A 17212-nucleotide genomic window follows, 5' to 3' on the forward strand; every position below is an offset into this window, starting at 1 on the left:
GGCATATCCTGAGCCGATATAATGGATAATGATAACACACTTCTATTTTTACCTCAACAAAAGAGAAGAGGGGCTGAGCAGGCATGATTCCGGCAATGGTTCTAAAAAATCACTGATTTTGTCGTTCGCGGTCAGTCGGTGGAGGAGGTGTAGGAAGCCGCTCCAGGATCATTGTGCGCAATTCTCGAGGATGCCGCTGCGGCGATGCCGGCAACTAGATCATCCAGAAACACATGAACGGATTTCCTGTCTTCATTTAAAGTGTGAATGACCCCGATCTTTTCCTTATCTAAATATCCGAAGCTGGTCAGCCCAATCATACCGTAAATGCTCGTCACGCCCAGCGCCAGAGTCTCATCTACTCCGTACAATGGCTCATCTTGATCCATAATCGATTGCAGCGGCTCGGGCAGCAGCCGTGACTCAGCCAGCTTGTCTAATGCAATGCCTGTAAAGAGAGTATACTGCACCTCCCGTTTGCCCAGCACAGCCCTCACGCTGTTCTCACACGCTGCTAATGTCAGATCCGGATGATATTTCTGCTGCAGCTGAAACACAATGTCTGCAATTGCAGACACGCTGACGCCCCGTTCTAGAAGCATGCTTTCTGCCAGTTCCATTGACATACAAAATCCCTCCCGCACAATACCGTTAGCACGCTGGTGCTCGCTTGCGACGTCACCGGCGCGCCGGGCAGCAGCCACGAAATGTATCCATTCCGTGGTGTCCTTAAGTGTATGCAGGAGGGATATGAAATGTTCATTATAAATGAACCGCTATTTGATTTTTACGCTGCCTTTACCCAGCATTTCCTCGATCGAGGCTACCAATACGTCCCTGGGATCAATCCGGTAGGCCTCGCTGAGGGCCAGCGCCTTCTGATTGCTTTCATAGAATAGCACTGTCGCCGCTGGCCCCCGGTGCTGCTGCAGCAGCTTCTTGAGCCTCGACAGAATTTGAGGGTCCTCGCAGTCCGGAGATATTTTGATAAATACCCGCTGACCTGCGCTCTGCTCCTTGAAGCCGTTCCCGGGTGATTGCTTCATTTCTTCCCCAGGCGGCATCACCTGCTGCTTCCGAGTGGATTCCGGCGGCCTGACAGCCGGTCTCACAGCGGACCGCTCCTTGCGCCCGATTCGGGATCGCCTTACAAGCTGCTGCAGCCGGTCCCGTTCAAGCGGCGCTGCCTCCTCGGCAAGCAGCTTGAAGCCCTCGTCCTGCTGCTGGACCTTGGCTCGCAGGGCCAGCAGTGCACCTTTCTCAATGAAGGGGCTGCTCTTTCTCCAGACCTCCGGAAAGAGCACCACCTCGCAGCGGTCAATCTGGTCCTCAAATTCTACAAAGGCCATCGCCTTGCCCTGCTTGGTGGTAATCGTCTTGACCGCGACCACCATACCCGCCACCGTAACCTGGGACTCATCGGCAGCCTCGTCCAAGTCCATCAGCCGCTCGGTTCCGGCCTCTTGCAGCAGCTCGTCATAATCATCCAGAGGATGGCCGGAGAGATACATGCCGAGCAGCTCCCGCTCCAGCTCCAGCTGCTGGCTGGCGGAATACGGCGGAATATCCGGATATTCAATATCCCAATTCGCCGTTTCAATCACATCGAAGTCGAAGAGCTGAATTTGCAGATCCTCTCGCTCCTTCCGCCATTTCAGCGCGGCCTCCACGGTTTCATCCACCATGGCGGTCTGCTGCGAGCGGTGCCCTGGCAGAGAGTCAAAGGCACCGGCCTGAATAAGCGACTCGATCACCCGCTTATTGCAGACCCGCAGGTCGATCCGGCGGCAGAAATCCAGCAGGCTTTCAAAGGGCTTGTCTTCACGAAGACGGACCATGCTGTCCACAGCCTGGGTCCCGACATTCTTGATTGCGGCAAGCCCGAAGCGAATAAATCCGGGAGACCCGCCATTCTCTGCATCATCAGCCTCCGCTATCGGGGTGAACAGGCTCCCGCTTTCATTCACGTCAGGGGGAAGCACCTTGATGCCCATGCGCTGGCATTCCAGCACATATTCCGCCACCTTTCGGTGGCTGCCCATGACCGCGGTGAGCATGGATGCCATAAAATGAACGGGATAGTGGGCCTTTAGATACGCCGTCTGGAAGGCAAGGACACCATATGCCGCGGCATGCGCCCGCGGGAAGCCGTAATCCGCAAAGCGAACGATCATATCGTACACCCGATTCGCTTCATCCCCGGAATAGCCCTGGTTCAAGCTGCCGGTCACGAAATGATCCCGTTCCAGATCCAGCACCTCGCGCTTCTTCTTGGAGACCGCTCGTCTCAGAAGATCTGCTTCTCCCAGCGAGAACCCTGCCATCCGGGACGCGATCTGCATGATCTGCTCCTGATAGACAATAATGCCGTAGGTGTCGCCTAATATTTCGGCCAGGTCCGGATGCGGGTACTCCGGCTCGATGACGCCGTGCTTGGCCTGAATGTACTTCGGAATAAAATCCATCGGCCCCGGACGGTACAGCGCCAGCACGGAAATAATGTCTTCAAATCCACTTGGCTTCAGATCCTTCAGCACTCTCCGCATCCCTGCCGACTCCAGCTGGAATACCCCCGTCGTATCGCCTCGGCCCAGCATGGCATAGGTAGCGGGATCGTCATCAGCAATCCTGCTCCAGTCCGGCGGCGTCAGCCCCGTTTCCTGAATCCATCTCATACTACGCTCGATAATGGACAGGGTTCGAAGCCCCAGAAAGTCCATTTTCAGCAAGCCGATGCTTTCCAGATTCTCCATCGAATATTGCGTCAAAGCCGTCTTCTCGCTGCCTTCCTGAAGCGGGACCGTCTCGGTCAGCGGTTCCTTGGAAATGACCACGCCTGCGGCATGCGTCGACGCGTGCCGGGGCATGCCCTCCACCTTCATTGCCATATCCAGCAGCTGCTTCACCTTCGGCTTGCTGTCGTACTGCTCCTTCAGGCCGGGACTGTCCTCGACAGCCCGGGCAATGCGGATGCCAAGCTGATTCGGAATCAGCTTGGCCGTGCGGTCTACATCTCCAAAGGGCACGTTCAATGCGCGGCCGACATCACGCACGGCGGCCTTAGCTGCAAGCGTACCGAAGGTAATAATCTGAGCCACGTGCTGTCGTCCGTATTTATCAACCACATAGTCGATGACTTCATCGCGCCGCTCGTCACTAAAGTCAATGTCGATATCCGGCATACTCACCCGCTCCGGATTCAGAAAGCGCTCGAAGAGCAAATGATATTTCATCGGGTCCACATTCGTAATCTGCAAGGTGTACGCTACCAGGCTTCCTGCAGAAGAGCCCCTGCCCGGTCCAACAGCAATGCCCTGCCGATGGGCATATGCAATGAAATCCCACACAATCAAGAAATAATGGCTAAAGCCCATGTTCTCAATGACGCCCAGCTCATAATGAAGCCGACGATGAAGCTCCTCCCGCATGGCCTCATCCTGCCACCGTTCACTGCCGCGATAACGCAGCTCAAGCCCTTCAAGGCACAGCTGGCCTAGATAAGCGGCAGCGTCCATGCCTTCCGGGAGCGGCCGGTACTCCGGCAGAATGGACTGCCCGAAGGTCAACTCCAGCGAGCACTGCTCCGCAATGGCGACGGTATTAGCCGCCGCTTCCATGGCATGGGGAAACAGACGACCCATCTCCTCAGCACTCTTCAAGTATAGCTGCCGGGTCGGAATTCTCAGCCGGCTGTCATCCTCCACGTTCGTGCCTGTGCCGATGCAGATCAATACATCCTGGACCTCGGCATCCTCCGGCGCCAAATAGTGAACATCATTCGTTAACACGAGCGGAATGTCCAGCTCCTGCGATAACTGAATCAGCTGAGGATTGACACGCTTCTGCTCCGGCAGGCCATGGTCCTGCAGCTCCAGATAATAGTCAGGTCCAAAGATCTCCTTATACCTTAAAGCCGCCTCCCGCGCGGCATCGGTACGTCCATGCAGCAGCAGCTGCGGCACTTCGCCGCCCAGGCACGCACTCAGGCATATAATGCCTTCATTAAATTCCGCCAGGGCCTCCATATCAATCCGGGGCTTATAATGAAAGCCCTCTAAATGGCCGATGGAGCACAGCTTCATCAGATTGCGATAGCCGGTCTCGTTCTTCGCCAGCAGTATTAAATGGTAGATCGGCTGATCCTTGCGGCTTCCCCGGTCCTTCCGGGAGCCTTCCGTAATATAAGCCTCACAGCCGATAATCGGCTTGATTCCGTGCTGCTTGCATAATTTATAAAATGGCACAGCGCCATACATCACGCCATGATCGGTAAGGGCGAGTGATTTCATGCCCAGCTCAGCTGCCTGCTGAACGAGCTCTGTCAGCTTTGCAGCCCCGTCGAGCAGACTGTATTCACTGTGCACGTGTAGATGCACGAAAGAGCTCATGGCACGCCTCCTTAGGAATAACCTTCTATGCCTTGCCGCTCCCTCTGCAAGGTGCGGAAATCAAGGATGTCAGTATGAATTTTCTCTTCTATTTTATCATAATGTGCCTTCAGACGCCCATACAATGGAACAGGAGACTTATGGACAGGCGGTCACGGTCCTGCCCGCAGAAAGGGGCTGCAAATGAGATGAATGTATTTCTATCCAAGGCCATACTGGATTTCTTCATTGCGTTCGGGATTGTGCTTGGGGGTGCCATGGTGGGCGGGATCGGTGCCGTGTTCTCCATGCAGCCGCCGACGCAGACGATGCTGGACGTCGCCGACCGGATTAAAATCTGGGCTCTCGCTGCAGCGGTTGGCGGTACGATTGATCCCATGCGCGTCATTGAAAGCAATATGCTGGGAGGCAATCTTTCTCCCGCCATCAAGCAGGTGCTGTATCTCGTCTTTGCCTTTCTTGGCGCCCATATGGGCAGCGAGCTGGTGAAATGGGTCTGCCAGGACCGGAGCTGAAGGATACATTATGAGAGTGCCGCAGTTTCGTCGATACCGCCACCTTTATCATGGAGCCTCCCTGCTGGTCCTGGGCATGGTCATCGGAAGCATTGTGTATAACTCGCTGTATCATGCCAGCTACAACAAGCTATGGATGAACAATCGTGACATGCAGATTCAGATTTCCCAGTATGAGGAGGATATTCAGAACCTGAAGAAATACAACAAGCAGCCCACCGTCATCCGGGAAATCAAGCTGCGGGCGGAGCAGAAGAACAATGAGCTGGACAGCCTTGTGATCAAGGAAATTTTGCAGCTGCTCGGCAAAGATCTCGCTGCTCTCCGGGGGAGAAGCGTCTTTGATATTGATACAGACAGCAAGCTGGCCCGTTCGCTGCTGGAGGATAAATTATACAAGATTAGAGATAAGAGCTTTACGGTCAAGATTCGGACCATGCTCGTGATGGAGGGCGTGCTGCAAATCTGGGTGGAGATTGATATGAAGATTCAAACGGGAGGGGATTCATGATACAATACGAAAGGCTATTGACGGAGTAATCTAAGGGTTCATAAATATTTTATGATGTAGAAGGAGTGCCCCTCTAATGATGGATATGCTGAAATATGCACTTATTTTTGTACTTGCTGCAGCCTGTGTGCTGGCTGCCCTGAACAGTGTCCGCGCCCGCCGCAAGCGAGATCCCCTGGAACGGGGCAGACATCAGGCGCTGACCAACGTGTGGATGGGCGTGATGCTCATCGTGCTGTCTGTGCTGGCCATGCTCATGTTCAGCGGCTCCACGGTGGCTGTCATTGTCGAAGCCATATTTATGGTGCTTGGCGCGTTTAATATATTCGCTGGGCTGCGCAGCCGCTCCTATTACAGCCGCCAGCAGAAGGCGAACAGCTAAGCTTGCTTATTCCGCTGTCACCGCTATCCCTGGTCAATCGACTGCAGCGTCATGACCGACTTTGCAACCAGGCTGGAATCATGCACAATCTCGACTTCCAGCCTGCAGGTCCGGCGGCTCAGCTCCAGCAGGCTTGGATGAATTACAATGGGATCCTCAATCTGCACCGGACGGATGAAGAAGGTGGAAAGCTGATCCAATACATAATCCCCGCCCGTCCAATCCTTGGCCGCGCGAAATGCAGCCTGACTCATGACCGTGGTCAGAATGCCTTGAGAAATGGTCCCGAGGTCAGTCGCCATCTGCGGTGTAATTAATCCGTGAAAGAACAGCTTCCCCTGCTCGTCCCGATCCTCCGCCATTCCGTTCCAGATTAACTGATCAAAGGTTTCTCCCATCTGGGGCTGATTCCGCGCATTGCGGAGCGCCTCCAGCACCTCTTTGCGGGTCACAGTCGCTACCAGCTTCCGGTTCCGGTCCACAATCGGCAGGAAGTCAATGCCTTCCCACATCATAATCTGGGCCGCGGACGCCAGTGAAGTCTTCAGCGTAGCGGTAATAGGATTGCGCGTAATCGCCTTGTCGATCGCCTGATGATCCGCCAGCACCGCCGTATCCTTCGCTCCTACGATCCCGATGACACGGTTCCACTCATCGGTTACCGGGAAGCGCTCCTCGCCGCTGCGCAGGACCATCTCCCGGAATTCCAGCGCAGTGACTGAGTTTTTGAGCGGCGGGATCTTGGGACGTTCACCTGCAATATCCTCCACCAGCATAATTTTCTTCTTGATCAGCCTGTCAAAAATCGCCCGGTTAATCATCGACGCCACGGTAAATGTGTCATGACGCGAGGACATCACCGGCAGCCCCAGCCGATCCGCCAGCTGCTTCACTTCCCGGCTAGTCCCGAACCCGCCGGTAATCAGCACGCCTGCTCCCTGCTCCAGCGCCAGAATATGAGCATCCTCCCGGTTCCCTACGATCATAAGGCTGCCAGCATCAATATAACGGATCATCGCCTCGACCTTCATCGCACCGATTACATATTTATAGAGGCTTTTATCGAGGCCCTCTGACCCGCCAAGCACATGGCCCTCCACGATGTTAACGACATCAGAAAAGGTGAGCTGCTCTGATATATTTCTCGGCTTACGCTCGATGCGCACGGTACCGATTCTTTCCTTGGTCATGACAATGCCTAAGGATTCTGCCTCTTTTACTGCCCGGTATGCCGTCCCCTCGCTGACCGCCAGCTCCTTCGCCAGCCTTCGGACCGATATTTTCTCTCCAATCTTCAAGCCTTCAATATATTGCACCAGCTGTTCATGCTTGGTTACCGTCTCGTCCTTGATGTCCAACTGTTACACCCCCTGGGTTACATCTGTACTACTCTGTTACTATTATATCATGCCAGCCCAGCTTATCCATGTTAGCTCGTGAAACCTCATGTCGTCTGTAATTCCAGCACACAGCATAACAAAGACGCCGTCAGCAGCACATCTCTGACAGCGCCTTCCCTGGCATTTCACCTCTATACCCTCATGAGTGTCGTTGTATTATTCGCCGGCAGACATGCTGCGGGCTTCCCGCTCCTCCGGCCATTTCAGCTGCCATTGCTTCAGCTTCTCGCGGCGGATTTCATCCAGTGCCTTCTGCTTCGCCTCGTCCACGCCGATGAGAATGTGCAGATGCGAGCCAATGACGAGCAGCGCAAAGCCGGCCCATACGGCTCCGAACAGCGCCGCCCACGAGAAGCCTCCAGCGAACGAGATGCTTGGCAAGGCGTACAGCAGCATCGCCAGGGCGATGACCAGGTAGATCAGATGCTTGACTTTGCTTTTTTTCCGATTCATGTTATCCAGCTCCTCTATGATTCAATCTCTATAGTTCTACTCTATGAGAGACGGAGCGAAATTATGAGACAAGTTAGGGAATCCCGGCAAAAAAAGAGCATTACCCTGCCCAAGGGCAGTGCCCTGGCAAAGTAATGCTTCTCTATAGGCAGGCTCACCTCTCAGGTGAGCACAAATACAGCTCCATTATGGCTGCGCCGGTCCGTACAGATCCTGCAGGCTATCTGAAATAATCTTGTTTACATCCTCAATGATGACGCTCAGACGGCGCTCGGCATCGAACAAACGACGGATGCTGAGGTTCATGCTAAGCACCTCGAACAGCTTCTCCACCTGCTCCATTTCTTCCTGGGACGGCATATCCCCAGTCATGATGCGCTGCTGAATTTCCATCTGCCGCTCGCGGAAGCTGTTCAGCATCTGCTTGCTTTCGGCGTCGCCTTCAATCAGCTTCATCGCCGACGTAATTTCCTGCACTTCCTCGCTTTCTCTCATCGCTTTTGCCAGATCATTCGCCTTATCATAAATATTGCTCATCGTTGGTGCCTCCTTGGTAATAAACGGCGCTGCCGTATGAAATGAAAACCATAATTATTTCAGCCACAAAATGGTAATAGAAGACTGAACCAGGCCAATGAGGGCTCCAAGCGCCACTCCCAGCCAGGTAATCGCCCGAAATTCCTTGCCCGACACGCTTAAAATAACCTGCTCCAGACGCTCTATCGGAAATCTTTCCACCTGCTCCTGCACCAGCTCCGGCAGCCGGATCGACTTTACCAGTGCCGGAACCGCCGAGCTCGCCATACCGAGCCCCTTGTCCACCCACTGCGGCAGAGCCTCCTGCAAGGCAGCGAGACGGGGCCGAACGATCTCCGCGATGGTGACCTGCTCGCCCCGCGCCATCCATTCTTCCCACGGCAGGACCTGCTCCAGCTTCTGAAGCAGCAGCTCCAGCGCAGGCTCTCCCGCCAGGGACTGCACTAGCGCGCCCAGCGGCATCTCTCCATACTGCTCCAGCTTGGCTGCAATGATGTCTGCCACCGTGCGGTGGACACGTCCCCCTTCCAGCTGGCCGATCAGAGTCGGCGTGAGCTTCTGGACGAGCTTGTCCTCATCTACGAACAGAGCCGCCATCGTGCCCAAAAATCCCCCTGCCTTGTCCACCATGGAGTGGGTCATTTCCCGGAGCATCCGCTGTCCCTCTGCCGACAGCAGCGTATCGCCAAGCTCCTTCAGCACCATTTCGGCCGCCTGCTCGCTCCATTGGCGGCGCTTGTCCTCCGACCAGCCCGGAACAAGCTCCTTCAGCGGCTTCTCCTCCAGGCCATAAGCCGCCCACATGGATACAGCAGACCGACTTACCGCAGAGCGGGCCGACTGCAGGGCCTTGCCCTTCAAAGCCTCCCACTCCTCCTCACTCCAGATCCCCAGCAGCACATCCTTAACGGAGTCTTCACTTTCTGCCAGGCTGTTCAGCTTCGCGGACAATGTATCCACCGCCTTCTGGCGGAAGGCCGGCTTCTGCAGCATCTCCTGCAGCCCTTCGCTGGTAACAAGATATTGCGAGACGACCTCACCCAGCGATTTCGCAATATCCTGCTTGCGCTTTGGAATCAGTCCGGGCGTAAAGGGAAGGCGGCGCCCGAATATTTTGACCTCATTTCGGGGGTGAAACAGCATCTTGATCGCAAAATGATTCGTAATTCCGCCGACAAATGCGGCAACACACATATTGATTAGAATAAACAGCCCGCTCTGCATGGCTTCAAAAGCCCTCCTTTTTCCAGACCTGTACAATCACCAAGGTATATATGTCTCCATATGATAAATCACATGCAAATGTTCAGACAGAGCCTGTCGTCTGCGCATCAGACATCAAGTTGTTGTCGGAAGGAGATCCATGATGTCCAAAACCAAGCTGCCGGTACAGCTCATTACCACCAGCACCCTGCCGGAGAACCATATCCGGCTTGGCGAGAGGCTGATCAAGTCACTTCGAATTCCCACAGATCAGTCCCTCACGCTTGAGTTCGGCTCCTTCAGACAGGAGATCCGTATTGTACCCGGCAAAAAACTATACGCCATTCGCATCAGCCCCTCCTTGTCCCAAGCCGCCGGCCTGCTGCCTGGAACGGTAGTGAGCGCAGCGTATCGCGCCGCCGATCATGTGTTAAAGCTTGGACCTGTCCTTGGCGTGATGATCGGCCGCTATGACCTCAAGGACCGGGAGAAGCCGTTCGGGTCCATTTCATCCTTTTGCATGGAAATGATACATGCCAGCCGCAAGCTGGGCGCATTCGTTTACTTTTTCACACCGGACATGATCGGCACCGGCTCCCAGTCGCTTCAAGGCATCTGGTATGACCGGGGCTGGAAAAAGGGTCCCGTTCCGCTGCCTGACGTCATCAACAACCGGCTCGCTACGCGGAAACTGGAGAATAGTCCTAGCGTACAGCATTTCATGAAAGAAGTAAAATCACGCTATCGCACGCCGGTATTCAATGAAAAATTCCTGGATAAGTCCGAGGTGTTTGAGGCGCTGGCCGCCGATGAACGCTTGAAAAGGTATTTGCCTGAGTCCTATTTGCTGAAGAGCTATCCCACGCTGAAAAAAATGTGCAGCTCCTATCCGGTCGTGTTCCTGAAGCCGGTTCGCGGCAGCTTGGGCAAGGGCATCATCCGCATCACGCTGGAGCCAGACGGCAGCTGCCACACGCTGACCACCTCCCTTGAAGGCACCATACGCCGTCAATACAGCTCTTTGAAGAAGCTGTACAGCGGGTTGTCAGGGAAGCTCGCGAAAGAGCGGTATCAGATCCAGCAGGGATTAAATCTGATTCGTAATCAGAAGAAAAACGTCGATTTCCGGGCCCTCGTTCACAAAAATATGAAGGGCAAATGGAGCGTAACCTCCATCGTCGGGCGGATTGCAGGCGGAAATCATTTCGTGTCCAATCTGGCCCGCGGCGGAACACTGTCCACGGTCAAGGAGGCTTTGGCCGGCAGCAGCCTGTCAGCAGCCTTCAAGAATCAGCTGCCTGCCAAGATGGAGCAAGCCGCGCTGGAGATCGCCAAGGGCGTCGAGACGTATATTCCCTATCATTTCGGGGAGCTTGGCATTGATCTCGCTGTCGATACGTCCGGCCGGATCTGGCTGCTGGAGGTGAACTCCAAGCCGTCCAAGAGCGATGATGCGCCGCTGAACAATGAAGACAAGGTGCGGCCTTCCGCTATGAGACTTCTGCAGTACTCCCAGTATTTAAGCGGCTTTCAATAAGGAGGTGGCGGGATTGACAACAAGCATCGGAACGCTCGGTATTATGGTTAGCCGAAAGAAGGGCTCTCCCCCCTTCTCGGATCGGGAATTTCTGAAGCAGCTTTGCCTGTCTGCCCGCCGCTTAGAGCTTCAAGCGTACGTCTTCTGCGCAGACAGCTATGAATTGTCAGACTCTCTAAAGCGCGATCGCTTCAAATCCATCAAGGGGTATGCTGTGCAGGACCATGAATGGATAGAGGGCTTTTTTCCAGTGCCGGAGCTGATCTTTGACCGCTGTCTGTCCGGCAATGCCCGGGAAGCACAGCACGCAGCGGCCGTCGTACAGGAGGCGGAGCAGACCCAGCGTATACTGTGGTCGCGCAGGCTGCCTGGCAAATGGAGGGTATACGAACGGCTGAAGCAGTGCCCTCACCTCTCCGCGGCTCTCCCGCTGACGCTGAGATATACGGGGCCCGCCTCGCTCCGGAATGCCTTGCACCGCTTTCAGGGAGACGTATTTATGAAGCCCAGCGCCGGGTCTCACGGCAGCCATACGCTCTATATCCATCAAGAAGGCGCACACGCCGTACTAAAGGGGCGCACCCGAGATAATGTGCCGTTCAGACACCGCACTCATGCTGCCTCGCTGCCTGGCTGGATCTCGCAATTTACCGGGCACCGGAGCTTTGTGATGCAGCCGTTTCTGCAGCTGACCAGTGCCGATGGAAGACCGTTCGATATTCGTGTGCTCGTACAAAAGAACGGCCAGGGCCGCTGGTGCCTGACCGGCTCTGCACTGCGGGAAGGCAGCTGTGAAGGGCTCACCTCCAATCTCCACGGAGGAGGCAGAGCAGCACAGGTGCTGCCTGGCCTGATATCTCGATTCGGCTCGGCGGCTTCAGCCGGGATCATGGACACCATCCATCACCTCAGCGAGCTGATCCCTCCCGATCTGGAAGAGGGATTTGGACGCCTGGGCGAGCTCGGGATCGATTTCGGCGTAGACGCTAAGGGCACAGTCTGGCTGCTGGAGGTTAACTCCAAGCCGGGACGGCGCGTGTTTACCCAGACAGGTGATACCGGGGCAGCGGAGCAGTCTGTCATGAACCCTCTCCGGTATGCCCGTTATTTACTGCTTCGACAACTTAGGAGGGTTAATCCATGAGTTTGACTTTCAGTAACGTTCATTTCTCACAGCAGCCCGAGAAAGCAGTATTCATGTCCGGCTCGCTCCTGAGAAGCATGGGACTTACAGGAAAAAAACAGATACAGCTTCATGTCGGCACGGACTATATCTCCGTTCCGCTGAAATCCATTGAACGATCCGGGAAGCATCTGTATTTAAGCTCCGGTCTGCGGAGCCAGGTCCGCGTGCCCCGCTCCGGGGGAGCCTATGTTCACACACCGCGGGAAGGCCAGCTTCATCTGGGTCCGGTGGTAGGCGTGCTCTCTGACGGCTCTTCGGCGCCCGGCAGCCCTTTTGGCTCCAGAACCGGTTATATCAAGCAGCTGCTGCGCGAAGGCGGCAAGAAAATGTATGTGTATGCCTTCTCTCCCAAGGACATTAACTGGCAGAAGGAAACCGTGTATGCCTATGTGCTCAGCGCCGGAGGTCAATTCGTGCGCAAGACGGTGCCGCTGCCAGACGTAGTGTACAACCGGCTGCCCAGCCGGAAAACGGACTTTTCCAATGCGACCAATCAGCTTCGGGAGCGCTTCTTGAAGAGAAATATCGTCTTTTTTAACTGGGCGTTCTTCAATAAATCCGATATTTACAACCTGCTGGAGAACGATCCCCAGGCCGGGAGATATGTGCCCGAAACGTACAACAGCCCGGGCACCGAACGGATCCGGGATATGATGGACCGTCATCGCTTTGTGTACTACAAGCCTTCGGCCGGAAGTCTGGGCAACGGCATTTACCGGCTTACGCATCAGCCGAAGAAGGGGTATTTTGCACGGTACAGCAGCTCCGGAGGAAACACCCTGCTGAAATTCCCGAGCTTCTCCAGCCTGATGAAGATGCTCCAAAGCAAGCACGGTCCGGCGCTCAAGCACTATGTCATTCAGCAGGGCATCCGGCTGATCGAGATTGACGACTGTCCGATCGACTTTCGCTTTCACATGCACAAGAATGCCAAGAACCGCTGGAGCGTCGTCGGTATCGGGGCGAAAAAGGCCGGCCGCGGCAGCGTAACTACCCACATCAAGAACGGAGGCTCCCTCATGACGCCGGAGCAGGCTCTCTCCCGTGTATTCGGCTCCCGTTCCCGGGACGTGCTGGAGCGCGCCAAGCAGGCCGCCATCGCGCTCGCGGAGGCGATCGAGAATCATCATGCCCATGTGCTCGGGGAGATCGGCTTTGATATCGGCATCGACGAGGATGAGAAGATCTGGATGTTCGAGGCGAACTCCAAGCCGGGCCGTTCGATCTTTGCGCATCCGCTGCTGAAATCGGAGGGTAAGGCATCGGTGGAGCATATTTTTGAGCACAGTCTGTATCTCAGCGGCTTCCTGCGGGGGAATGACTCATGATCAGCCGCAGTCCGGAAGCCGCCAAGCCTGTCGTTGCCATACTGACCATGTCCGATCCTTACCGGATGTTTCGAGGCAACCGTCATAATTTTCAGGACATTATCAGGACCGGGAGAGACATGGGATTCGAGGTTTACGTGGTTACTGTCAAGGATCTTGATCTTGATTCGCCGGTCCTGCGGGGCTTTATCCCTGCCGGGGACCAGACCTGGGAACAGAAGCTGTTCCCTTTCCCCCGGGTGATCTACAACCGGATTCCGGCGCGGGAGGATGAGGCGAAGCCGAAGGTGACCCGCAAGATCAAGGCCTGTCTCCGCCACCCCCGGCTGGAGCTGTATAACCCTTATTTTTTCAACAAAAGAGAGCTGTTTGACTGGCTCAATCAATCCCGCCAGACTCGCCAATGGGCACCTGCCACCAAGAAGCTGAAGGGGTTCTCCTCTCTCTGCGACATGATCAAGAGCCACCCCTACCTGTACTTAAAGCCGGAAGAGGGGAAGGCGGGACACGGCATCATGAGATTGAAGCATCAGAGCAGCAAGGCGCTGCCGTATCGTCTGCAAATCCAGAACAACCGGGGCAGCACCACGTATAAAGCCGCTACACTGGAACGACTCTGGCAAAGAGTTTATAAGGAGACAACCGGAGAGCCGTACCTGATCCAGCAGGGCATCGAGCTAGCTGCACTTCACGGCCGGCCCTTTGACCTGCGGCTCTTGGTCCAGAAGGCGGAGCACGGCTCCTTCAGCGTCACCGGCATCGGCGCCAGAATGGCCGGGGCAGATAGCATCACGACCCACGTGCCGCGCGGCGGCTCGATTGAGGATCCCGAGAAGCTGCTGACTGCGGTGTTCGGACCGGAGCGAAGCCAGGACATTCTGGGCCGAGTGCGCAATGCCGCTGTGCAGATCGCCAAGCAGATCGAGAAGGGCTCGGAGTATCAGCTTGGCGAAATGTCGATGGATCTCGGGATTGATACCTCCGGGAGCTTATGGTTTTTTGAAGCGAACGCCAGGCCGATGAAATTCGATGAGCCGAACATTCGGAAGCGGTCGCTGGAACGTATTTTTAAATATTGTCATTATCTGATAGGACATCGTTCCTGATTTTTTGCACCTGGAAGGAGCCTTCATCTGTGGAATTAATCTCTCTTGTACCGCACCGGAAGGCGGATTGGCCTTCTATCCGTCGTCACTGCTGTCAGTTTATGCTCCGCTATGCAGGCCAAAGAACCTGGACCAAGGAAATCCGGGTTCTGGAGCAATTGAAATATGAGGAACTGCAAGAGCCCGGGACCTCTCTGCTGGGGGTCACAGTGAGAGGGGAGGAAGGCCTCACCGTGGTCGGTGTGCTGTTCACCGCCCGCTGCGGGGAGCAGGCGGTTCTCCTGGCCGTCCATCCGTTATATCGCAGGCGCAGGCTGGGCACTGCCCTCCTCCAAGCCCAGCAGAAGCTCCATGGCAGGATCACTTGCCATGTGCCGCTCCTGCATGCTGCCGCCCTGAGGCTGTGCTTTCAGGCCGGCATGACCGCCATCGGGATGACCCGGGATGCCGAGACGTCGCGTTCCTGCCTCTTGTTCCGCTGGCCCGAGGTACCTCTGGCTCCGGGGAAAGAACCACAATCCACGCAAGTAGGTGATTGGCTGTGTCTAAGCCCGTCTTAGGTATTCTTACCTTATATTTAAATGAGCGAAAGAAGCTGGAAGAAGCTGCAGTCTATGAGAAGATGATTATCGAAGGCCGGGAGCTGGGGCTGGATGTGTTCGTCTTTACGCCTGCGGATGTGCAGGGAGGTGTGGTAAACGCGCTGGTATATCACCCTTCACATGGCCAGTGGACCCGGCAGCGCCGCCCTCTTCCAGCAATGATCTATGACCGGTCCCGGATTCAAAAAAGTGCGCGGTTTCAGCAGCTGCTCCGCTTCCGCTCCAAATACGGGCATCTGCTGTACCTCAATCGTCCGCTGCGGAACAAATGGACGGTACACCAGGACCTTTATACGCTGAAGCGATTCCGGCCGCATCTGCCGGACACTCGTCTGGTTCAGGGGCTCGGGGATGTAAAGCGGATGCTGCAGCGCCACCCTGCCGTCTACCTCAAGCCGATTAACGGCACAGGAGGACGAGGGATTTTGCGCATAGCCCGCTCCAGCACAGCCAGCACAGCCTATGACGTCCGGGGACGTAATACGAAACGGGCCATTATCTCTCCGCGTAAGGTGCCTGCTGCCACACTGGGCTCGTTTCTCTCCGGATGGGGCGTTTCCGGTCATTATTTGGTGCAGGAGGCTATTGCACTGGAGCTGCCTAACGGCAGAGTCCATGATTACCGCATGCTTGTGCAGAAGAACGGCTACGGAGAGTGGCAGGTCACCGGCTGTGTTGGCCGGGTCGGCGCCTTAAACAGCATTACCTCCAATCTGCATGGCGGCGGACGTGCAATGCCCATGAATGAGCTGCTGGATGAATGGATTGCGGACCCTTCCAAGCGGAACCATATTCATGCGGAGGCCAGCCGCCTCGGCATCGATGTGTCACGCTTTCTGGAGGAGCGCTACGGAGCGCTGTGTGAGCTGGCTCTGGATCTTGCAATCGACCGCGAAGGCCGAATCCTCCTGCTGGAGGTCAATCCGAAACCGGCCAGAGAGGTGTTCTCCCAGATCGGTGATAAGGAGGCCTACCGAACGGCTCTCACCCGGCCGCTGGAGTATGCGCTCTGGCTACACGATCGGCGAAAAGCCAAGTCAGCAGGCCTGATCTAGCTGAGAAACCAGCAAGGCCGCCCGGCAGGATCTTCTCTGATCCTGCCGGACGGCCTTGCTTATTGCAGCTTAGGATGGATCTTCTGCCTGGTCATACAGCCTGATCAGATCCGGGAAAGCTGTAATCATCGCATCGGAGCCTTTCAGCTCCTGCTCTCCGCCGAAGCCGGCATATTGACAGCCGATTACCGTTTGTCCATTCTCCTTGCCTGCTTCTACGTCCGACGAGCGGTCTCCCACCATCCAGGCACGCTCAATGCCGTGATTGCTCAGCAGCAGCGCAACCAGATCCACCTTGCTGGACGTTTGATGCTCCCCGGCGCTGTACAGGCCCTCGAATAACGGAGCCAGCTGGCGTGCTTTGACAATGCCCTTGACGTAGTCCTCCAAGCCATTGCTTGCCACGAACAGCCGGACTCCGCGCTGCTTGAGCTCTGCTAACGTCTCCGTGACCCCCGGATACAGGGCCGCCTCTTCGTTCTCCAGGCCTTCCAGCTCCAGCTGAAGCAGCAGCTCGTCCGCCCGGCGGTGAGCCTCCGGTGTTCCATTCGGGATCACCCGTTTCCAAATATCCTCCAGCAGCATGCCCAGGCTGCCCAGCATAAGCTGCTCATCTGGCGTCTCTCCCTGGTGATGCCCTTCTGCTCTCAGTGTATCAAACAGCTTGTGATACGCCGGCCGCAGCAAGGTCTCCGTCTGAAATAACGTGCCGTCCATATCAAAAATCATAGCTTCCGGCTTAACAAGCCTCTCCGTAGTACTCACATTCATCCATCCCTTCGTCATCACCGCTCTACCAGCAGCTGCTCCCTGAATTCCTCTGCTTCCCATCATAAAGGAAGGATGGAAAGGTAGCAAACAGAAAAGGCTTGCTATTGAAGTCCTTTAATCTTCTTTAAATTGGAATGAAACCAATGATATACATTATTTATTTAATTTTGTTTACGTTAACATTTTAGTTGATTCTTTCTTCCAGTTAACACTATAATAATAAGATTGTAAAATTAAC

General features: G+C 55.4%; 16 protein-coding genes. 9 read left to right on the forward strand and 7 right to left on the reverse strand.

All coding sequences use genetic code 11. From position 1 onward, the window contains the following. Positions 1-131: 131 nt before the first annotated feature. Positions 132-626 carry a phosphatidylglycerophosphatase A family protein gene (locus E6C60_RS14140; protein WP_138226428.1) on the reverse strand — a complete coding sequence of 165 codons (495 nt, stop codon included), beginning with the start codon at positions 624-626 and terminating at the stop codon, positions 132-134. Positions 627-776: 150 nt separating this feature from the next. Continuing rightward, on the reverse strand, positions 777-4388 hold the full coding sequence (locus tag E6C60_RS14145; protein WP_138226429.1) for a DNA polymerase III subunit alpha: 3612 nt from the start codon (positions 4386-4388) through the stop codon (positions 777-779). A gap of 188 nt (positions 4389-4576) precedes the next feature. Between E6C60_RS14145 and E6C60_RS14150 the strand changes: the two genes are divergently transcribed. The 3 genes from E6C60_RS14150 (at position 4577) to E6C60_RS14160 (ending at position 5796) form a co-directional block, all read left to right on the forward strand. Continuing rightward, entirely contained in the window at positions 4577-4903 is a 327-nt protein-coding gene (locus tag E6C60_RS14150) for a YtrH family sporulation protein (RefSeq protein ID WP_138226430.1), read from the forward strand. 10 nt (positions 4904-4913) lie between these two features. Beyond that, on the forward strand, positions 4914-5414 hold the full coding sequence (locus tag E6C60_RS14155; RefSeq protein ID WP_138226431.1) for a sporulation membrane protein YtrI: 501 nt from the start codon (positions 4914-4916) through the stop codon (positions 5412-5414). A gap of 76 nt (positions 5415-5490) precedes the next feature. Then, positions 5491-5796 (forward strand): YtpI family protein, encoded by a 306-nt coding sequence (locus E6C60_RS14160; RefSeq protein WP_138226432.1) that lies wholly within the window; start codon positions 5491-5493, stop codon positions 5794-5796. A 23-nt stretch (positions 5797-5819) separates the two neighbouring features. Here the strand turns inward: E6C60_RS14160 and E6C60_RS14165 are convergent, their stop codons facing one another. The 4 genes from E6C60_RS14165 to E6C60_RS14180 form a co-directional block, all read right to left on the reverse strand. Further along, positions 5820-7154: a DRTGG domain-containing protein gene (locus E6C60_RS14165; RefSeq protein WP_138226433.1), complete on the reverse strand. Its 1335-nt coding sequence runs from the start codon at positions 7152-7154 to the stop codon at positions 5820-5822. A gap of 198 nt (positions 7155-7352) precedes the next feature. Then, positions 7353-7649, reverse strand: a complete 297-nt coding sequence (locus tag E6C60_RS14170; RefSeq protein ID WP_138226434.1) for a hypothetical protein — start codon at positions 7647-7649, stop codon at positions 7353-7355. Between the two features lie 186 nt (positions 7650-7835). Next, entirely contained in the window at positions 7836-8186 is a 351-nt protein-coding gene (locus tag E6C60_RS14175; RefSeq protein ID WP_138226435.1) for a YlbF/YmcA family competence regulator, read from the reverse strand. Between the two features lie 54 nt (positions 8187-8240). After that, positions 8241-9410, reverse strand: coding sequence for a DUF445 domain-containing protein (locus E6C60_RS14180; protein WP_138226436.1), 1170 nt, complete (start codon positions 9408-9410; stop codon positions 8241-8243). 142 nt (positions 9411-9552) lie between these two features. On the opposite strand from E6C60_RS14180, the gene E6C60_RS14185 reads away from it, so the two are divergent. The 6 genes from E6C60_RS14185 to E6C60_RS14210 are packed head-to-tail and all read left to right on the forward strand — an operon-like array spanning position 9553 to position 16203. Continuing rightward, a complete protein-coding gene (locus E6C60_RS14185; protein WP_138227817.1) occupies positions 9553-10926 on the forward strand; it encodes a YheC/YheD family endospore coat-associated protein in 1374 nt (457 codons plus the stop codon). Between the two features lie 4 nt (positions 10927-10930). After that, positions 10931-12070, forward strand: a complete 1140-nt coding sequence (locus E6C60_RS14190) for a YheC/YheD family endospore coat-associated protein (protein WP_407669121.1) — start codon at positions 10931-10933, stop codon at positions 12068-12070. After that, a complete protein-coding gene (locus E6C60_RS14195) occupies positions 12067-13440 on the forward strand; it encodes a YheC/YheD family endospore coat-associated protein (protein ID WP_138226437.1) in 1374 nt (457 codons plus the stop codon). Before E6C60_RS14190 ends, E6C60_RS14195 begins: the two co-directional genes overlap by 4 nt. Next, positions 13437-14546: a YheC/YheD family endospore coat-associated protein gene (locus E6C60_RS14200; RefSeq protein ID WP_138226438.1), complete on the forward strand. Its 1110-nt coding sequence runs from the start codon at positions 13437-13439 to the stop codon at positions 14544-14546. The genes E6C60_RS14195 and E6C60_RS14200 overlap by 4 nt, the downstream gene beginning before the upstream one ends. Before the next feature lie 29 nt (positions 14547-14575). Continuing rightward, the gene (locus E6C60_RS14205; RefSeq protein WP_138226439.1) at positions 14576-15106 is read left to right on the forward strand and encodes a GNAT family N-acetyltransferase; all 531 of its coding nucleotides are present in this window, start codon (positions 14576-14578) and stop codon (positions 15104-15106) included. After that, complete coding sequence (locus E6C60_RS14210; protein ID WP_138226440.1) at positions 15088-16203, forward strand: YheC/YheD family endospore coat-associated protein; 1116 nt, start codon at positions 15088-15090, stop codon at positions 16201-16203. The genes E6C60_RS14205 and E6C60_RS14210 overlap by 19 nt, the downstream gene beginning before the upstream one ends. A gap of 69 nt (positions 16204-16272) precedes the next feature. Here the strand turns inward: E6C60_RS14210 and E6C60_RS14215 are convergent, their stop codons facing one another. Beyond that, on the reverse strand, positions 16273-16989 hold the full coding sequence (locus tag E6C60_RS14215) for an HAD family hydrolase (RefSeq protein ID WP_407669164.1): 717 nt from the start codon (positions 16987-16989) through the stop codon (positions 16273-16275). Positions 16990-17212: the final 223 nt, after the last annotated feature.

It is taken from the genome of Paenibacillus algicola (assembly GCF_005577435.1).
Classification (GTDB): Bacteria; Bacillota; Bacilli; order Paenibacillales; family Paenibacillaceae; genus Paenibacillus_AQ; species Paenibacillus_AQ algicola.

Bases quoted from the DNA above. Each gene is read 5' to 3' on its own strand.
- E6C60_RS14140 (WP_138226428.1), bottom strand. From the start codon at position 626: ATGTCAATGGAACTGGCAGAAAGCATGCTTCTAGAACGGGGCGTCAGC.
- E6C60_RS14145 (WP_138226429.1), bottom strand. From the start codon at position 4,388: ATGAGCTCTTTCGTGCATCTACACGTGCACAGTGAATACAGTCTGCTC.
- E6C60_RS14150 (WP_138226430.1), top strand. From the start codon at position 4,577: ATGAATGTATTTCTATCCAAGGCCATACTGGATTTCTTCATTGCGTTC.
- E6C60_RS14155 (WP_138226431.1), top strand. From the start codon at position 4,914: ATGAGAGTGCCGCAGTTTCGTCGATACCGCCACCTTTATCATGGAGCC.
- E6C60_RS14160 (WP_138226432.1), top strand. From the start codon at position 5,491: ATGATGGATATGCTGAAATATGCACTTATTTTTGTACTTGCTGCAGCC.
- E6C60_RS14170 (WP_138226434.1), bottom strand. From the start codon at position 7,649: ATGAATCGGAAAAAAAGCAAAGTCAAGCATCTGATCTACCTGGTCATC.
- E6C60_RS14175 (WP_138226435.1), bottom strand. From the start codon at position 8,186: ATGAGCAATATTTATGATAAGGCGAATGATCTGGCAAAAGCGATGAGA.
- E6C60_RS14180 (WP_138226436.1), bottom strand. From the start codon at position 9,410: ATGCAGAGCGGGCTGTTTATTCTAATCAATATGTGTGTTGCCGCATTT.
- E6C60_RS14185 (WP_138227817.1), top strand. From the start codon at position 9,553: ATGTCCAAAACCAAGCTGCCGGTACAGCTCATTACCACCAGCACCCTG.
- E6C60_RS14195 (WP_138226437.1), top strand. From the start codon at position 12,067: ATGAGTTTGACTTTCAGTAACGTTCATTTCTCACAGCAGCCCGAGAAA.
- E6C60_RS14200 (WP_138226438.1), top strand. From the start codon at position 13,437: ATGATCAGCCGCAGTCCGGAAGCCGCCAAGCCTGTCGTTGCCATACTG.
- E6C60_RS14215 (WP_407669164.1), bottom strand. From the start codon at position 16,989: ATGACGAAGGGATGGATGAATGTGAGTACTACGGAGAGGCTTGTTAAG.